This window comes from Streptomyces luteolus, assembly GCF_029968015.1.
Taxonomy (GTDB): Bacteria; Actinomycetota; Actinomycetes; order Streptomycetales; family Streptomycetaceae; genus Streptomyces; species Streptomyces luteolus.
This window is the reverse complement of sequence record NZ_JASCIS010000054.1, coordinates 33,339-50,166: the sequence shown is the minus strand read 5'-3', so window position 1 is coordinate 50,166 and position 16,828 is coordinate 33,339. Positions and strand designations below refer to the sequence as shown.

The window sequence follows — 16,828 nt, the reverse complement described above, 5'->3', positions numbered from 1 at the left end:
GCGCTTCCCTTCGGTCTTGCGTTTCCGACTCTATCAGACTCTTTCGTGTCCGATTCCCCGTCGGAAGGGGTTTGCTTTCCGGCCCTTCCGGGCCTTTCGGCGGTGTTGACTCTATCAGATCCTTTCGGGCCTGATTCCCTGTCAACCGGGTTTGTCGTTGCGGCTGTTGGGCCGTTCCGACACTCAAACTCTAGTGGATTTCCCCGGCCGTTCAAAATCGGGCCCCGAATTCAATTCCGGGCACGCCGAAATTGACCCCGTTGAGGGAAGTCGCATTGAGTGGGTTGGCCTCTTCCGGCTGCTGTCGAAGGCAGTACCCGGTTCAAGAGGCTCGGGCCACATTACGGATCCGCCGGGGCCGCGTCAAGTCGAGCGACGACGGGGCTTGTGGGCCCGATACGGGCTCACCGTAGGGTCGTTGGCGATCCAGAAGCGCCAGGGGTGGCCCCCTCCCTCGCCCGAGACTCCGGTGCGCGGACCGTTGCGCACCTGGTCGTCGGGGGTCGGCGTCCCCGTGAGGATCGACAGAGGGGACGGCGGCCCGGCGCAGACGTCCGTGCCGTCGAGCGCTCGGTCGATGTCCAGAGCCGTGGCCAGACGTGCCGGGCCTTTGGCGAGTTCTTTGTCGTTGCGGGCCGCGCGGCGCCGGGTCCGGGTGAGCCCCGCGCCCTCCGTGATCTCGCCGGCGCGCAGCAGCACCGCACTGGCCATCCCGTCGGGGCCGCACACCAGGTTCATGCAGTGCCACATCCCGTACGTGAAGTAGACGTACACATGACCGGGTGGGCCGAACATCACCGCGTTGCGGGCCGTGCGGCCTCGGTAGGCGTGGGAACCCGGGTCGTTGGGGCCGTCGTAGGCCTCCACCTCTGTGAGGCGGAGGCGGATCGGGCCGTCGGGTGTGCTGCGTACCAGCGTGCGGCCGAGGAGGTCGGGGGCTACTTCGAGGACGGGGCGGTCGAAGAACTCCCTGGGCAGGGGCGTACGGTCAGGGGCCGCGATCATGGCGTACGAGCGTAGTGCAATGGATGCTCGCGCGTGGGTGGTCAAGGGTGGTCGGCCCTTGCCAGGGTGAGGGTGCGGAACCGGCCGGGGCCGGATCGCGTTGGTAGTGGTTGTAGAGACCGAAGGTCAGAGTTCACCGTCCGCTGGGACGAGAGTGCGGGGAGAAGCCATGGGGTTCAAGAAGCTGCTTGCGAGCCTGGGTGCTGGTGGTGCTTCGGTGGAGACGGTGCTCACCGAGGTCAACGTCGTGCCCGGTGGTGTCGTGCAGGGTGAGGTGCGGATCCAGGGTGGGTCCGTGGTTCAGGAGATCGAGGGTCTCTCCGTCGGGCTGCAGGCGCGCGTCGAGGTCGAGGGCGGGGACCAGGAGACGAAGCAGGACATCGAGTTCACGCGGCAGCAGCTCGGTGGCGCGTTCCAGTTGCAGCCGGAGCAGGTGTACTCCGTGCCCTTCGGGCTCGAGATCCCCTGGGAGACGCCGGTGACGATGATCGACGGCACCGCGCTGCGCGGCATGAACATCGGTGTGACCACGGAGCTGGAGATCGCACGCGCGGTGGACTCGGGTGACCTCGACCCGATCAACGTGCACCCGCTCCCCGCTCAGCAGGCCATTCTCGACGCCTTCATCCAGCTCGGGTTCCGCTTCAAGAGCGCGGACATGGAGCGGGGTCACATTCGCGGTACGCGGCAGAAGCTGCCGTTCTACCAGGAGATCGAGTTCCTTCCGCCGCAGCAGTACCGGGGCATCAACCAGGTCGAGTTGAGCTTTGTCGCCGACGACCGCGAGATGGACGTCGTCCTGGAGATGGACAAGAAGCCGGGTCTGTTCACCTCGGGCAGCGACTCGTACCGCGCGTTCAAGGTGGGGCTCGCGGACTTCCAGGGGACCGACTGGGCCGCGTACCTCAATCAGTGGCTGTCGGAAGTCGGTAGCAAGCGCAATTGGGCCTAGGGCCTAGGCTTTTGCGCAGCAGGCTCTACCGCTGGACCGGAGGTTTGACGTGACTGACAAGAGGCCGCCGCTTCCCCATGACCACCTGCCGCAGGTGCCGTCGTTCACCGTGCTGAGCGAGGACGTGGCGCCGGGTGAGGTGCTGGGGGACGCCCAGGTGCTGTCGGGTGGCAATGTCTCGCCGCAGCTGCGGTGGGAGGGCTTTCCGGAGAACACCAAAAGCTTCGCCGTGACGTGCTTCGACCCTGATGCGCCCACGGGCAGCGGGTTCTGGCACTGGGTGCTTTTCGACCTTCCGGCGTCGGTCACGGAGCTTCCCGCCGGTGCGGGCAGCGGCAAGTTCGAGGGTCTTCCCGAGGGTGCCGTGCACGCGCGCAACGACTACGGCTCGAAGGAGTTCGGTGGTGCCGCTCCCCCGCCCGGGGACGGCGCGCACCGCTATGTGTTCACCGTGTACGCGGTGGATCAGGAGAAGTTGGGGCCGGACGCGGACGCTTCGCCGGCGGTCGTCGGCTTCAATCTGCGTTTCCACACGCTGGCGCGCGCGCAGCTCGTGGGTGAGTACACGGCGGCCGACGAGGGCTGATCGCTCAAGATCGGGTTTCGGCGCGTTCCGACGCGTTCCGACGCGTTCCGACGCGTTCCGACGCGTTCCGACGCGTTCCGGCTGGAAGCCGATCGTTCACCGGCTGTTTGCCCGTCCTTGGTCATGGAAGTGATCAGGGGCGGGCATTTTTTATTCCGTTGTCCCATGCGGCGCGCCCGGCCAGAGTTGATCCAAGTCCGCCGTGGGGTGGGCAGGTGCAACACGGGAGGGTGGGCGGAAATGCGGGACACGCTGGTGCTGAACGCGAGCTTCGAGCCGCTGTCGACGGTGTCGCTGAACCGTGCTGTCGTACTGGTACTGCAGGACAAGGCCGTCGTCGAAGCCTCCCACCCCGAGCTGCGGATGCGTGCCGCCGCCGTGGATCTGCCGGTGCCTCGGGTGATCCGGCTGCTGAGGTTCGTGCGGGTGCCGTTCCGAAGACAGGCGCCGTGGTCGCGGCGGGGCGTGCTGGTCCGGGACCGGCACAGGTGCGCGTACTGCGGGCGTCGGGCGACGACGGTGGACCACGTCGTACCGAAGTCGCGGGGTGGTGGGGACACGTGGCTGAACACCGTCGCCTCGTGCGCGCCGGACAACCACCGCAAGGCGAACCGCACGCCGGAGCAGGCCGGGATGCCGCTGCTCTTCGAGCCGTACGTACCGACGCCCTCGGACGCGATGCTGCTCGCCCTTGGCACGGACGGGCTGGCGGGGCTGCCGGACTGGCTGCCGGAGCCCGCGGCGGCCGCCTGAGGTTCCGTACGGGCGTGATGTGCGTACTGCGGGCGCGTGGTGAATACGTGGAAGGGCCCGCCTCCTCGACCGGGAGGCGGGCCCTTCCACGTGACGGGGTGTCAGTCGAGCGGGGGCTGTTCGCGGCGCTCGGAGCTGAGGCTCTTGGTGGGGCCGGGGACCGTCGGGGTGCCTGAACCGCCGCCCAGGCCGCCGAAGTTGCCCATGGCGCCGGAGAGGCCCTTGAGGGCGTCGCCGATCTCGCTGGGGACGATCCAGAGCTTGTTGGCGTCGCCCTCGGCGATCTTCGGGAGCATCTGGAGGTACTGGTAGGACAGCAGCTTCTGGTCCGGGTCGCCGGCGTGGATGGCCTCGAAGACCGTGCGGACGGCCTGGGCCTCGCCCTCCGCGCGCAGGGCCGCGGCCTTGGCCTCGCCTTCGGCCTTGAGGATCGCGGACTGCTTCTCGCCCTCCGCGGTGAGGATCGCGGACTGGCGGATGCCCTCCGCGGTGAGGATCGCGGCGCGCTTGTCGCGGTCGGCGCGCATCTGCTTCTCCATCGAGTCCTGGATGGAGGTCGGCGGCTCGATGGCCTTCAGCTCGACGCGGTTGACGCGGATGCCCCACTTGCCGGTGGCCTCGTCGAGGACTCCGCGGAGGGCTGCGTTGATCTCCTCGCGGGAGGTCAGGGTCCGCTCGAGGTCCATGCCGCCGATGATGTTGCGCAGGGTGGTGACGGTGAGCTGCTCGATCGCCTGGATGTAGCTGGCGACTTCGTACGTCGCGGCGCGGGCGTCGGTCACCTGGTAGTAGACCACCGTGTCGATGTTGACGACCAGGTTGTCCTGGGTGATCACGGGCTGCGGCGGGAAGGGGACGACCTGTTCGCGGAGGTCGATGCGGTTGCGGACCGAGTCGATGAACGGGACGACGATGTTGAGTCCCGCGTTGAGCGTGCGGGTGTAGCGCCCGAAGCGTTCGACGATGGCGGCGCTCGCCTGCGGAATCACCTGGATCGTCTTGATCAGGGCGATGAAGACGAGCACCACCAGGATGATGAGGACGATGATGATCGGTTCCATCGGTGTTCCCCCGAGCCCTTCTTGCCTTGACTGCCTTGGTGACCAATGCCTCGGTGACCCATTGCCTTGGTGACCATCGGAAAGATCTTGGTGGTCGAGTCTGTCAGACGACCGGGGTGCGCGGGGGGACGTTCGGTCAGTTCACGCCAACGTCCGCCGCGCCGCGGTCACATGACGATGGCCGTCGCTCCGTCGATCTCCACGACGTCCACCTGCTGGCCCGGTTCGAAGGACTGGGAGTCGTCCAAGGCGCGGGCGGACCAGACCTCGCCGGCGAGCTTGACGCGGCCGCTGCGGGCGTCGACCCGTTCGAGCACTTCGGCCCGCCTGCCCTTCAACGCGTCGATCCCGGAGGCGACTTGGGGCTGTTGCGAGCGGTGCCGGGCGGCGATGGGGCGTACGACCGCGATGAGGGCGACCGAGACGACGGCGAACACCACCACCTGCAGGACGACTCCACCGCCGAGGGCGGCCGTCACGGCGCCGGCGACGGCGCCCACCGCGAACATCCCGAACTCCGGCATTGCCGTCAGGACGAGAGGAATTCCGAGGCCGACCGCCGCGATCAGCCACCACACCCATGCGTCGATGTCCACGTGGTCATCGTAGGCGCGAAGGTCGCCCGAGGGACAGGGTGCACCTCGGCCCCCGTGGGCGCGCGGCGGCACGGCGGGGCCGTGCCGCCGTGCCGGGGCTCAGCTCAGCGGGAGGCCCTGGGCCGTCCAGCGGTCGCCGTTCTGCTCGACGACCAGCGGGAGGCCGAAGCAGCGGGAGAGGTTGCGGGAGGTGAGCTCCAGCTCGATGGGTCCGGCGGCGAGGATCTTGCCCTGGCGGATCATCAGGACGTGGGTGAAGCCGGGGGCGATCTCCTCGACGTGGTGGGTGACCATCAGCATCGAGGGGGCGATCGGGTCGCGGGCGAGGCGGCCGAGGCGGCGCACGAGGTCCTCGCGGCCGCCGAGGTCGAGGCCTGCGGCGGGTTCGTCGAGCAGGAGGAGCTCGGGGTCGGTCATCAGGGCGCGGGCGATCAGGGTGCGCTTGCGCTCGCCCTCGGAGAGGGTGCCGAAATCGCGGTCGACGTAGTCCGTCATGCCGAGGCGGTCGAGGAAGGCGCGGGCGCGCCGCTCGTCCACTTCTTCGTAGTCCTCGTGCCAGGTGGCGGTCATTCCGTAGGCCGCGGTGAGGACGGTCTGCAGGACGGTCTGGCGCTTGGGCAGCTTGTCGGCGAGCGCGATGCCGGCGACGCCGATGCGCGGGCGGAGCTCGAAGACGTCCGTGCCGGGCTTGCCGAGGGTCTCGCCGAGGACGGTGGCGGTGCCCGTGGTGGGGAAGAGGTAGCTGGACGCGATGTTCAACAGGGTCGTCTTGCCCGCGCCGTTGGGGCCGAGGACGACCCAGCGCTCGCCTTCCTTGACGGACCAGGAGACCTGGTCCACCAGGGCCCGGCCCTCGCGGACCACGGATACGTCCACCAGCTCCAGAACATCGCTCATGAGCGCGTTGTCTCCCATTGCAGTCTCGTCTCGCTTGCGTCTGTGGACGCAGCCCCCGGTAAAACCTACGCCACCGGTCGGACACTCCCGCCGCCAGTGGGGTCCTTAGGCTGGTGTCCATGCTCACGGAACCACGCTCGGGCCTGTTGGCCTCTTGGGGAAATGCCCTTATTGCGGGACTTGTCTCGCCGGATGACGCGGTGCTCGCCATCGTCGGCGAGGACGCGGTGCACCGGGTCGAGGGGCTGCCGGGTGAGTCCGCGCCGGTCGGTCTGACGCTCGCGCTGGGGCGGCTCAGGTCGCTCGGCGCGACGGGGCTGCGGGTGGCGCTGCCCGCGCCCGGGCATCCGCTCGGCCTCAGCGGTCCGCCGGAGTTCAACGCGCGCGCTCTGGACGCCGAGGAGGCCGTGGTCTGCCAGGGCGTCGCGCTGGGTCTTGTGCCCGAGGTGTACGAGGCCGGTTCCGGTCCGGACGCTGCTGACGTGCACGTCGAGGTGGTGTGGCACTGCCTGCCGGTGCGTGCGGCGCCGCCGGCGGACGTGCCCTCGCTCGGCGAGGCGGAGCGGGAGCTGGCGGAGGCGCTGCGGGACGCGACGGAGATCCTGTCGCGCCTCGACGTGGCGGGTTCGGGTCCGGTCGCGGAAGCGGCGATCGACGCGTACCGCGCGCGTGCCGAGCGCGGCCGCGAGATCCTCGCGCCGGGCTATCCGCCCCGTGCGGTACGGGTGTTGGAGCTGGCGCAGCGGGTGGCGCTGCTGATCTCGGTGGCGTACGAGAACGGGCACGGCGGGGCCGTGAGCGCCTCGGAGATGGCGGCGCGGACCGAGGCGTTGCGGCCGGTGGAGCGGACCGCGCGGCGGGCGCAGGTGGCGGCGTACAACGCGTTCGTGGAGGAGCGGGAGCGCGGGGTGCGCTGAGGCGTACCGGGTCACTCGGGGGCGCACGGGCGTGCGGTCGGTCGCGTGTGCACTCGTGCGGGTGTCCCGTGGCGTGGGTGTGCGGCCAGTGGTGTGCGAGGGCCCGGGGCCGTGACTCGTACGTCGGGGCCGTGGCGCGTACGTCGGGGCCGTGACTCGTACGTCGGGGCCGTGACTCGTACGTCGGGGCCGTGGCGCGTACGGGTCCGGGTATGCGCGCGGCCCTCCAGGCTGGGGTGCCTGGAGGGCCGGTGGTCGGCAAGTGACCCGGGGCGTACGTCAGTGGTTGACGGCGGCGTTCCCGAAGGCCGGGTTGAGCACGCCGATGACGTTCACGGAGTTGCCCGTGGCGTTGACCGGGATGTGGACCGGCGCCTGCACGAGGTTGCCGGAGCCGACGCCCGGGGAGTGCACGGCCGCGCCCGAGGCGTGTGCGCCGGAGGTGGCGGAGGCCATGCCGGCGCCGGCGGCGACCAGGCCACCGGCCATCATCGTGACGGCAGCGGCCTTCTTCAGGTTCTTCACTTCTTGGACCCTTCTTGCGGAAGCTGCGGCCAGCCGCCGCAGCACGCACTGGAGAACGCTCCGCCCGTACGGAAGTTGCGCCGTACGGGCGACATCCACACGACGGTATGAATCTCAGACCGGAACGTGACGGTCCGCGGCGGGAGTCTAGCCCGGTGAGGTAGAGGGCCGTGGCTCAGCCGGCCACACCGTGGCGTACCGCCCAGAGAGCTGCCTGGGTGCGGTCCGCGAGGTCGAGTTTCATCAGGATGTTGGAGACGTGGGTCTTGACGGTCTTCTCGGAGAGGACCAGGGCGCGGGCGATCTCGCGGTTGGAGCGGCCGTCGGCGATCAGGCCGAGGACCTCGCGCTCGCGCTCGGTGAGCGAGCCTCCCCTGCCCTGTGCGCCGCCCGACTCGTCCTGGGAGAGCAGGGCGCCCGCCACCTCGGGCTGCAGCAGGACGTGGCCGGCGTGCACGGAGCGGATGGCGCCCGCGAGCGCGTCCGGGTCGACGTCCTTGTAGACATAGCCGGCGGCTCCCGCGCGCAGGGCCGGGACGACCGTGCGCTGCTCGGTGAAGCTGGTGACGATCAACACCTTGGCGGGGTTGGCCAGTTCACGGAGTCTGCGGAGCGCCTCGACGCCGTCCATGCCGGGCATCTTCACGTCCATCAGGACGACGTCAGGGCGGAGTTCTTCCGTACGGGCCACGCCCTCGGCGCCGTCGGAGGCCTCGCCGACGACCTCGATGTCGTCCTGGATCTCCAGGAACGTGCGCAGGCCGCGGCGGACCACTTGGTGGTCGTCGACAAGGAGCACCCTGATGGCCCGGGCAGCGGCGACCTGGCGCGCCTCGGAGCGTTCTTCGTCAGCCACCGGGGACCTCCATTGTGATCGTGGTGCCCTTGCCGGGCGCCGATTCCACGGTCAGGCGGCCGCCCACTCCGCCCGCCCGGTGCCTCATGGAGACCAGGCCGAGGTGGCGTCCCGCTCGTCTCACCGCGCGGGTGTCGAATCCGCTGCCGTCGTCGGTGATGCTCAACTCGGCGCCCTGGCCGCGCTTCTGCAGCGCCACGCACACGCGCGTGGCACCGGAGTGGCGCAGGGCGTTGTGCAGGGCCTCCTGGGCGACGCGCAGCATCGCCTCCTCCTGGGCGGCCGGCAGGGCGCGCACTCCGGTGCAGTCGAAGGTGACGTGTGCGGAGTGGGCGCGGTCCAGGACCTGGATCTGGGTGCGCAGGGTCGCGACGAGGCCGTCCTCGTCCAGGGCGGCGGGGCGCAACTCGACCACCGCGGCGCGCAGTTCGTCGGCAGCCTCGGCCGCGAGCGCGGCGACCTGCTGGAGTTCGCCCTTGGCGCGGCCGGGGTCGCGGTCCACGAGGGCGGCGGCGGCCTGGGCGGTCAGGCGCAGCGAGAACAGCTTCTGGCTGACGGCGTCGTGCAGTTCGTGGGCGAGGCGGGAGCGTTCCTCGGCGATCGTCAGCTCGCGGCTGCGCTCGTACAGGCGGGCGTTGGTCAGGGCGAGGGCGGCGTGCTGGGCGAAGATGCCCAGGAGGGCCTCGTCCTCCTCGGTGAAGCCGCAACCGCCTTGCGGCTTGGGGCACCTCTTGTTGGCGAGGAAGAGTGCGCCGAGGGTCTCGTCGCCGTCCCGGATGGGCAGGCCGAGGAAGTCGGACATGTCGGGGTGGGCGGCGGGCCAGCCCTCGAAGCGGGGGTCCTTGCGCACGTCGGCGAGGCGCTCGGTGCGGGCGCCGTGCAGCATCGACGCGAGGATGCCGTGCTGGCGCGGCAGCGGGCCGATGGCCTTCCACTGCTCCTCGCTGACGCCGTCGACGACGAACTGGGCGAAGCCGCCGTGGTCGTCGGGCACGCCCAGCGCGGCGTACTCGGCGTCGAGGAGTTCGCGCGCCGAGACGACGATCGTCTTGAGGACGTCGCGCACTTCCAGGTGCCTGCTCATGGCGAGGAGCGCGGAGCTCACCGCGAGCAGGCCTGATCGGGGACCGTCGGTCATGGCCTCACCGTACCGGCGGGCTCGGACAACCGGATCGGCCGCGGGACGGCGGCCTCTTAGGACCCGGGGACTAGGCCGAAGGCCCCTGCGTGGTGCGGTCCGGCGGCTCAGGTCCCGGGGGTGGTCGGGTTCCTACGTTGAGAGTCGGGAGCCGCCCGGCAGAGGCCTGCGAGCAGGACCGGGCGGCCGGACTCGAGGGGATGGATCAGATGCCGGTTGCGATGATCACGGGGGCTTCGAAGGGGTTCGGCCGGGCCCTGGCCGCGGCGTTGGCCGCCCGCGGCTGGGACCTCGTCCTGGACGCACGGTCCGCGGGGCCGTTGCGGGACACCGCGCGTGAGCTGGAGAAGGCGCAGGGCACCGCGCGTGACCGGGAGCAGGCGCAGGGCACCGCGCGGGAGCCGGAGGGGCGCCACGCGCGCGTGCGGGCGATCGCCGGGGATGTGACGGATGCCGGGCACCGGGGCGCCCTGGTCGCTGCGGCGCGTGAGCTCGGCGGGCTCGACCTGCTGGTGAACAACGCGAGCGCGCTGGGCGCGGAGCCGCTCGTACGCCTGGGGGAGCTGTCGCTCGACGGGGTGCGGGAGGCGTTCGAGACGAACGTGGTGGCGGCGCTCGGCCTGGTCAGGGAGGCGCTGCCGCTGCTGCGGGCCGCGGAGGCGGGTGCGGTGGTCAACCTGAGTTCGGACGCGGCCGTCGAGGCGTACGAGACGTGGGGCGGGTACGGCGCTTCCAAGGCTGCGCTCGACCAGCTGTCCGCGGTGCTGGCGGTGGAGGAGCCGCGGCTGCGGGTGTGGGCGGTGGACCCGGGCGACATGCGGACCGATCTGTACCGGGCCGCGGTGCCGCTCGACGACATGTCCGGGCGGCCGCTCCCGGAGTCGGTGGTTCCGGCGTTCCTGCGGCTGCTCGACTCCCGGCCGGCCAGTGGGCGGTACGCGGCTTCGGAGCTGGGGGTGGCGCTGTGACGGTTCGGGATGCGCACGGTACGGGTGCCGGGGTCGCACCGGTCCTCGAAGGGCTGCGGGTGCCGGACGAGCTGTCGGCGCGGGTGCCGGTGGAGCAGCGGTGGCCGGGGGCGGGTCGCGACGGGGTGCGGCTGCTCGTGTCGCGTGGGCGGTCCGTCTCGCACCACGCGTTCGCGGACCTGCCGCGACTGCTGCGGGCCGGCGACCTGCTCGTGGTGAACACCTCGCCCACGCTCGCCGCCGCCGTGGACGGGACGCTCGTCGGCGAGAACCGGGGGCACGCGCGCGTAGTGGTGCATTTCTCGACGCGGGGCGACGACGGGCGCTGGGCCGTGGAGCTGCGCGACCCCGATGGAACAGGAACCACGCGCGCGCGTGCGGGCGGACCGGCGGGCGCGCGCGTGGAGCTTCCCGGCGGCCGCTCCCTCGTATTGGAGGAGCCGCTGAGTGAGCGGGGTGTGCGGCTTTGGTGGGCGCGGGTGGAGGGGGGTGTGCCGGAGCTGCTGCGCGAGCACGGCCGGCCCATCCGCTACGCCTATACGGAGCGGGACCAGCCGCTGTCGGCGTACCAGACGGTGTTTGCCCTGCCGTCCCCCGGCGGGGCGGGTTCGGCGGAGATGCCGAGTGCGGGGCGGCCGTTCACGGACCGGATCGTGGCGGAGGCGGTCAGCCGGGGCGTGCAGTTCGCGCCGGTCACGCTGCACACCGGGGTGGCGTCGGCCGAGGCGCACGAGCCGCCGTACCCCGAGCGCTTCTCCGTACCGGCGGCCTCGGCGCGGCTGATCAACTCGGCGCGGGCCGGTGGGGGCCGGATCATCGCGATCGGTACGACGGCGGTGCGCGCCGTCGAGTCGGCGGCGGATGAGGGAGGCGTGGTGCGGGCGGCCGCCGGATGGACGGATCTCGTGGTCACTCCGGAGCGCGGAGTGCGCGTGGTGGACGGCGTTCTTACGGGACTGCACGAGCCGGCCGCGTCACATCTTTCGATGCTGGTCGCGATTGCCGGAAAGGACGCTGTGACCAGTGGATATACGGAAGCCGTACGGCGTCTCTACCTCTGGCACGAGTTCGGGGACAGCCATCTGGTCCTCAAGGAGGAGAACAGTCACCGTATGAATTGCTTCGGCAACGGTTGGTAAGACTGTTACGGGACCGATGTGAGCCCACGCATAGGGCGCACGTCACGTACGAAGTGTCCTAGTTGACCGATTGGGTGCCTTCCATGGGGGAAATATCGGGCGTGGCTCCGCCACTCCCGGGCCCTGATCCACTAAGCAGGATCGTACGTCACACCTTTGCTTCGAGATTTTGCGGCCGCTAAGAATTGCTCTCGTCGCTCGGCGCCGTGGTTACCCACACCACGGCGTTTTTGCCGGAGTCCCTGTCCCGGTGTCGGAAAGCGAGCGATCTCCGCTATTTCGAAGAGGTCCTTTCGCATGTCCCAGCAGAACACCCTTGGCCTTTCCCTGACCAAGCGCCAGAAGATCTCGATCGCCGGTGTCGCCACTGTCGGCGCCGCTGCCCTCGCCTTCTCGTTCGTGCCGGGCAACGACCAGACCGCGCAGGCCGCCGAGGTCTCCGCCGCCCCCGTCGCCTTCTCCGCGGATGCCAAGACCATCCAGGCAGGCGTCGCCAAGCAGCAGACCGCCTACGCGGGCATCGCCAAGGCCGCCGAGACCGCCGCGCAGAAGCAGGCGGCGGCCGAGGCCAAGGCGAAGGCCGATGCGAAGGCCAAGCAGGAGCGAGACGCCAAGGCCCGCGCCGCCCGTGACGCCGCCCGCAAGCCGGTCTACGCCAACAACCTGGACGGCTGGATCAAGGAGTCCCTCGCCATCATGAAGAAGGAAGGCATCCCGGGCTCCTACGAGGGTCTGCACCGCAACATCATGCGTGAGTCGTCCGGCAACCCGCGTGCCATCAACAACTGGGACATCAACGCCCAGAACGGCATCCCCTCGAAGGGCCTGCTGCAGGTCATCAAGCCCACCTTCGACGCGTACCACGTCAAGGGCACCAAGCACGACCAGTACGACCCGGTCGCCAACATCGTCGCCGCGGCCAACTACGCCGCCGACCGTTACGGCTCGATGGACAACGTCAACAGCGCCTACTGAGCGGCTGAGGACCACCGATAGCGCACAGGGCGGCACCCCGCACGGGGTGCCGCCCTTCGGCGTACGTACGCGACCGCGGTGCGGTTACTTGCGCATGACCTCCGGCTCGTGGCGGCGCAGGAAGCGCGCCACCAGGAAGCCGCAGAGGACGCCGAGCGCGATCAGCGCGCCCATGTCGAGCAGCCAGGACGCGACCTCGTGGTCCCACAGCGGGTCGGTGCTGGACGGGTCGTCGGTGTTCGGGTTGATGTTGTTGAAGTCCAGCGTCGTACCCGCGGCTGCGACGGCCCAGCGGGACGGCATCAGGAACGAGAACTGATTGACGCCGACCGTGCCGTGCAGGATGAACAGGCAGCCGGTGAAGACGACCTGGACGATCGCGAACATCACGAGCAGCGGCATGGTCTTCTCGGCGGTCTTCACGAGCGAGGAGATGACCAGGCCGAACATCATCGCGGTGAAGCCGAGCGCCATGATCGGCAGCGACAGTTCGAGGAGCACCGAGCCGCCGAGGATCAGGCCTTCCTCGGGGATCTCACGACTGGCGAAGCCGATCGCGCCGACCATGAGGCCCTGCAGGACGGTGATGGTGCCGAGCACGATGACCTTGGACATCAGGTACGCGGAGCGGGACAGGCCGGTGGCGCGTTCCCGCTCGTAGATGACCCGTTCCTTGATCAGTTCGCGGACCGAGTTGGCGGCGCCCGCGAAGCACGCGCCGACCGCGAGGATCAGCAGGACCGTGGTGGCGGTGCCGTTCGGGACGTGCAGGCCGGTCTGCGGGTTCACCTTCGGGTTGACGAGCAGGCCCTTGTCCGGCTCGATCAGCAGGCTGACCGCGCCGAGCACGGCGGGCAGGACCACGCTCAGCGCCAGGAAGCCCTTGTCGGACGCGATGACGGAGACGTACCGCCTGATCAGGGTGAACAGCTGGGAGCCCCAGCCCTGTGGCTTGGGCGGTCTCATCATCGCCTGGGGCTGCTGCATGTACTGCTGCTGCGGCTGCTGCTGCGGGGCGGCGGCGTCGATGTCCGCGGCGTACATCTGGTAGTGCTGCGAGCCCTTCCAGCGGCCCGCCCAGTCGTACTCGCGGTAGTTCTCGAAGGCGGAGAAGACGTCGGCCCAGGTGCTGTAGCCGAAGAAGTTCAGGGCCTCCTCGGGCGGGCCGAAGTACGCCACCGAGCCGCCCGGAGCCATCACCAGGAGCTTGTCGCAGATCGCCAGCTCGGCCACGGAGTGCGTGACGACGAGGACGGTGCGGCCGTCGTCGGCGAGGCCGCGGAGCAGCTGCATGACGTCGCGGTCCATGCCCGGGTCGAGGCCCGAGGTGGGCTCGTCCAGGAAGATCAGGGACGGCTTGGTGAGCAGCTCGAGGGCGACCGAGACGCGCTTGCGCTGGCCGCCCGACAGGGACGTGACCTTCTTGTCCTTGTGGATGTCGAGCTTCAGCTCGCGCAGGACCTCGCCGATGCGCTGTTCGCGCTCCTGCTCGCTGGTGTCGGCGGGGAAGCGGAGCTTGGCTGCGTACTTGAGGGCCTTCTTGACGGTCAGCTCCTTGTGCAGGATGTCGTCCTGCGGGACCAGACCGATGCGCTGCCGCAGCTCGGCGAACTGCTTGTAGAGGTTCCGGTTGTCGTAGAGGACCTCTCCCTGGTTGGCGGGGCGGTAACCGGTGAGGGCCTTGAGGAGTGTCGACTTTCCGGAGCCGGACGGGCCGATCACGGCGATCAGGGACTTCTCCGGTACGCCGAAGGAGACGTCCTTGAGGATCTGCTTGCCGCCGTCGACGGTGACCGTGAGGTGGCGGGCCGAGAAGGAGACCTCGCCGGTGTCGACGAACTCCTCCAGGCGCCCGTCGACCAGGCGGAACGTGGAGTGGCCGACGCCGACGATGTCGTTCGGGCCGATCGGGGCGGTGCCGGACTTGGGCAGCGGCTGGCCGTTGACGTAGGTGCCGTTGTGCGAGCCGAGGTCGCGGATCTCGAAGCGGCCGTCGGGCGTCGCGTGGAACTCGGCGTGGTGGCGGGAGACCTGGAGGTCGGAGACGACCAGCTCGTTCTCCAGGGCGCGGCCGATGCGCATGACGTGGCCGAGTGCCACCTGGTGGAACGTGGTGGGGCTGCGGTCGCCGCCCTGCGCCGGGGCGCCCGCGCCGGCGGGGGGCTGGTGCGGGAATTTCTGACCGGGGACCTGCTGGCCGGGGACCTGCTGCGGCGGCACGTGCGCCTGACCCGCGCCGGCCTGCTGAGGCCAGGCCTGCTGGTGCGGCGCGTGCTGCTGTGCGTGGTGCTGCTGTGGCGCGTGCTGCTGCTGCGGCTGCTGCCAGCCGGGGCCCGCCTGCTGGGGGGCGTGCTGCTGGGAGGCGTGCTGCTGCGGGGCGTGCTGCTGCGGGTAGGGGGCCGGGGCCGCCTGCTGGCCGGGGGCCTGCGCCGCCTGGGCCTGCTGCGGGCCGCCCGGGACGGCACTCGGGGCGGCACTCGGAGCGGCGCCGGCGGCCGCGAGGTTGAGGCACGGCCCGTCGGTGGCGTTGCCGAGGTGGACGGCGGTGCCGGGCCCGATCTCGATGTGCTGGATCCGGTGGCCCTGCACGAACGTGCCGTTGGTGCTGCCGTGGTCCTCGATCACCCAGTTCCGGCCGCCCCAGCTGATCGTGGCGTGCCGCCAGGAGACCCGGGCGTCGTCGATCACCACATCGCCGCCCGGATCACGTCCGACGGCATACGACCTGGACACATCAAGCGTCCAGGTCTGTCCATTCATTTCCAGTACGAGTTCCGGCACTCCAGCCCCACTACGTTGTCCCCCGAGCTAGCCCCCGTCTTGGGGAGTCTAGGGATGTCGAACATCGTGGGGAACTATTCCAGGCTCCGCCCGCTGACCGAAAGTCGGGCCTGTGGATGAGCGCCCACCACCCTTGCTGCGCCCGGCCGTTGAGATGCGCATACCCTGCCGTACTGGCTGAATCAGCTGAATCAGCGATCAGTAAGTGCGGAAGGTGCGGATCGTTAGGCATCGGTACAAATGCGTACGGATCGGAAAGTGCTGCTCATCAGGGGCCCGGCGTGTCCGTAGGCCGGGACGGCGGCGCACGTGGCACGCGGTGCCGGATACCGTGGAAGCACCATGAGCGCATCGCAGCCACCGCACCCCGCTGACGTACCCACTCTCCTCGTCAAGATCTTCGGCAAGGACCGGCCCGGCATCACCGCGGGTCTCTTCGACACCCTTGCCGCCTTCTCCGTAGACGTGATCGATCTGGAGCAGGTCGTCACGCGTGGCCGGATCGTGCTGTGCGCGCTGGTCACCGCGCCGCCCGCCGGGATGGAGGGCGAGCTGCGGTCCACGGTGCACAGCTGGGCCGACTCCCTGAAGATGCAGGCCGAGATCATCTCCGGCATCGGCGACAACCGGCCGCGCGGCGAGGGCCGTTCGCACGTGACGGTGCTCGGGCACCCGCTGACCGCGGAGTCGACGGCGGCCATAGCGGCCCGGATCACGGACACCGGCGGCAACATCGACCGGATCTTCCGGCTCGCCAAGTACCCGGTCACGGCCGTGGAGTTCGCGGTGTCCGGCACGGAGACCGAGCCGCTGCGGACGGCGCTCGCCATAGAGGCCGCGGTGCAGGGCGTGGACGTCGCGGTCGTCTCGGCCGGTCTGCACCGCCGGGCCCAGCGGCTCGTCGTGATGGACGTCGACTCGACGCTGATCCAGGACGAGGTCATCGAGCTGTTCGCGGCGCACGCGGGCTGCGAGGACAAGGTCGCCGAGGTGACGGCGGCGGCGATGCGCGGTGATCTGGACTTCGAGCAGTCGCTGCACGCGCGCGTGGCGCTGCTCGAAGGGCTCGACGCCTCGGTGGTGGACAAGGTGCGTACGGAGGTCAGGCTCACGCCGGGCGCCCGCACCCTGATCCGTACGCTGAAGCGCCTCGGCTACCAAGTGGGTGTCGTCTCGGGTGGGTTCACGCAGGTAACGGACGACCTGAAGGAGCGGCTCGGGCTCGACTTCGCGCAGGCCAACACGCTGGAGATCGTCGACGGCAAGCTGACCGGCAGGGTCACGGGCGAGATCGTGGACCGCGCGGGCAAGGCGCGGCTGCTGCGCCGGTTCGCGGTGGAGGCGGGGGTTCCGCTGGAGCAGACGGTGGCGATCGGCGACGGCGCCAACGATCTGGACATGCTGAACGCGGCGGGCCTCGGGGTCGCCTTCAACGCCAAGCCGGTGGTGCGCGAGGCCGCGCACACGGCGGTGAACGTGCCGTTCCTGGACACCGTGCTGTATCTGCTCGGTGTCACCCGCGAAGAGGTGGAGCTGGCGGACACGCACGCGGACTGATCACTCCCGGCAGTCAGCGGGGCCCGGCACGGTGTGCGTGCCGGGCCCCCTGTCGTGAGCGGTCCCGAAGGGGTCGCGAGCGGATCCCAAAGGGGTCGCGAGCGAATCCCGAAGGGGTCGCG

At 70.1% G+C, this 16,828-nt stretch carries 16 protein-coding genes; 8 read left to right on the top strand and 8 right to left on the bottom strand.

From position 1 onward, the window contains the following. Positions 1-363 precede the first annotated feature (363 nt). Entirely contained in the window at positions 364-1,005 is a 642-nt protein-coding gene (locus QIT00_RS33745) for a DNA-3-methyladenine glycosylase (RefSeq protein WP_282539294.1), read from the bottom strand. A gap of 169 nt (positions 1,006-1,174) precedes the next feature. On the opposite strand from QIT00_RS33745, the gene QIT00_RS33740 reads away from it, so the two are divergent. The 3 genes from QIT00_RS33740 to QIT00_RS33730 all read left to right on the top strand — a co-directional run bounded on the left by QIT00_RS33740 (position 1,175) and on the right by QIT00_RS33730 (position 3,296). Continuing rightward, positions 1,175-1,957, top strand: a complete 783-nt coding sequence (locus tag QIT00_RS33740) for a sporulation protein (protein WP_282539293.1) — start codon at positions 1,175-1,177, stop codon at positions 1,955-1,957. A 49-nt stretch (positions 1,958-2,006) separates the two neighbouring features. After that, positions 2,007-2,543 (top strand): YbhB/YbcL family Raf kinase inhibitor-like protein, encoded by a 537-nt coding sequence (locus tag QIT00_RS33735; protein ID WP_282539292.1) that lies wholly within the window; start codon positions 2,007-2,009, stop codon positions 2,541-2,543. Between the two features lie 240 nt (positions 2,544-2,783). After that, positions 2,784-3,296 carry an HNH endonuclease gene (locus QIT00_RS33730; protein ID WP_282539291.1) on the top strand — a complete coding sequence of 171 codons (513 nt, stop codon included), beginning with the start codon at positions 2,784-2,786 and terminating at the stop codon, positions 3,294-3,296. A gap of 101 nt (positions 3,297-3,397) precedes the next feature. Here the strand turns inward: QIT00_RS33730 and QIT00_RS33725 are convergent, their stop codons facing one another. The 3 genes from QIT00_RS33725 to QIT00_RS33715 form a co-directional block, all read right to left on the bottom strand. After that, positions 3,398-4,357 (bottom strand): SPFH domain-containing protein, encoded by a 960-nt coding sequence (locus QIT00_RS33725; RefSeq protein WP_282539290.1) that lies wholly within the window; start codon positions 4,355-4,357, stop codon positions 3,398-3,400. Between the two features lie 167 nt (positions 4,358-4,524). Next, on the bottom strand, positions 4,525-4,953 hold the full coding sequence (locus QIT00_RS33720; protein WP_282539289.1) for an NfeD family protein: 429 nt from the start codon (positions 4,951-4,953) through the stop codon (positions 4,525-4,527). Positions 4,954-5,052: 99 nt separating this feature from the next. After that, complete coding sequence (locus QIT00_RS33715; protein WP_282539288.1) at positions 5,053-5,850, bottom strand: ABC transporter ATP-binding protein; 798 nt, start codon at positions 5,848-5,850, stop codon at positions 5,053-5,055. A 119-nt stretch (positions 5,851-5,969) separates the two neighbouring features. On the opposite strand from QIT00_RS33715, the gene QIT00_RS33710 reads away from it, so the two are divergent. Further along, positions 5,970-6,767: a hypothetical protein gene (locus tag QIT00_RS33710; protein ID WP_282539287.1), complete on the top strand. Its 798-nt coding sequence runs from the start codon at positions 5,970-5,972 to the stop codon at positions 6,765-6,767. A 279-nt stretch (positions 6,768-7,046) separates the two neighbouring features. On the opposite strand, the gene chpE is transcribed toward QIT00_RS33710, so the two are convergent. The 3 genes from chpE to QIT00_RS33695 form a co-directional block, all read right to left on the bottom strand. Continuing rightward, positions 7,047-7,292, bottom strand: coding sequence for a chaplin ChpE (chpE, locus tag QIT00_RS33705; protein ID WP_282539286.1), 246 nt, complete (start codon positions 7,290-7,292; stop codon positions 7,047-7,049). Between the two features lie 175 nt (positions 7,293-7,467). Next, on the bottom strand, positions 7,468-8,148 hold the full coding sequence (locus QIT00_RS33700) for a response regulator (protein ID WP_282539285.1): 681 nt from the start codon (positions 8,146-8,148) through the stop codon (positions 7,468-7,470). After that, positions 8,141-9,286: a GAF domain-containing sensor histidine kinase gene (locus tag QIT00_RS33695; RefSeq protein ID WP_282539284.1), complete on the bottom strand. Its 1,146-nt coding sequence runs from the start codon at positions 9,284-9,286 to the stop codon at positions 8,141-8,143. The genes QIT00_RS33700 and QIT00_RS33695 overlap by 8 nt, the downstream gene beginning before the upstream one ends. 209 nt (positions 9,287-9,495) lie before the next feature. Between QIT00_RS33695 and QIT00_RS33690 the strand changes: the two genes are divergently transcribed. The 3 genes from QIT00_RS33690 (at position 9,496) to QIT00_RS33680 (ending at position 12,368) form a co-directional block, all read left to right on the top strand. Then, complete coding sequence (locus QIT00_RS33690) at positions 9,496-10,254, top strand: SDR family NAD(P)-dependent oxidoreductase (RefSeq protein WP_282539283.1); 759 nt, start codon at positions 9,496-9,498, stop codon at positions 10,252-10,254. Between the two features lie 53 nt (positions 10,255-10,307). Further along, positions 10,308-11,393 carry an S-adenosylmethionine:tRNA ribosyltransferase-isomerase gene (locus QIT00_RS33685; RefSeq protein ID WP_408909904.1) on the top strand — a complete coding sequence of 362 codons (1,086 nt, stop codon included), beginning with the start codon at positions 10,308-10,310 and terminating at the stop codon, positions 11,391-11,393. 297 nt (positions 11,394-11,690) lie between these two features. Further along, positions 11,691-12,368, top strand: coding sequence for a transglycosylase SLT domain-containing protein (locus QIT00_RS33680; RefSeq protein ID WP_282539281.1), 678 nt, complete (start codon positions 11,691-11,693; stop codon positions 12,366-12,368). Between the two features lie 84 nt (positions 12,369-12,452). Here QIT00_RS33680 and QIT00_RS33675 read toward each other — a convergent pair whose 3' ends face one another. Further along, positions 12,453-15,149, bottom strand: a complete 2,697-nt coding sequence (locus tag QIT00_RS33675; RefSeq protein WP_282539280.1) for an ABC transporter ATP-binding protein/permease — start codon at positions 15,147-15,149, stop codon at positions 12,453-12,455. Positions 15,150-15,491: 342 nt separating this feature from the next. Here QIT00_RS33675 and serB point away from each other — a divergent pair, with 342 nt between their 5' ends. Further along, positions 15,492-16,706 carry a phosphoserine phosphatase SerB gene (gene serB / locus QIT00_RS33670; protein ID WP_282539279.1) on the top strand — a complete coding sequence of 405 codons (1,215 nt, stop codon included), beginning with the start codon at positions 15,492-15,494 and terminating at the stop codon, positions 16,704-16,706. Positions 16,707-16,828 lie beyond the last annotated feature (122 nt).